Origin of the sequence: Alkalimonas mucilaginosa, assembly GCF_036327005.1 — a bacterium.
GTDB lineage: Bacteria > Pseudomonadota > Gammaproteobacteria > Enterobacterales > Alteromonadaceae > Alkalimonas > Alkalimonas mucilaginosa.
Window position 1 is genome coordinate 1 of record NZ_JAUGZK010000061.1, and the last position, 371, is coordinate 371.

Here is a 371-nt window from a genome sequence, read left to right on the forward strand (position 1 = left end):
GACCAGAAAGTCAGTACCACGGACCCAGACAGTGGCTTTATGACACGTGAAGGCAAACCACAAGGCTTCTTTTACCTCGACCATCGCACTGTCGATGGCCGTCATGGCCTCATCACCGATACCTTCGTGACCGCAGGCAATGTGCATGATAGTCAGCCTTACATCGCACGCCTCGACCGGCAGCTTGAGCGATTCAAACTCGACCCGATAGCCGTTGGGTTGGATGCAGGGTACTTTACTGCACCGGTGTGCCACCTTGTTCGCGAGCGGCAAATCGCACCGGTCATCGCGTACCGCAGGCCGAACTTCAGCAAAAATGATTTTAAGAAAAAGCACTTCATCTACGACAAACAAAGCGATACGTACCGTTG

At 53.1% G+C, this 371-nt stretch carries 1 protein-coding gene; it reads left to right on the forward strand.

All coding sequences use genetic code 11. The annotated features are described in order from the left end of the window. On the forward strand, positions 1–371 hold a 371-nt coding region (locus tag QWF21_RS18140), incomplete at both ends, for a transposase (RefSeq protein ID WP_330089438.1).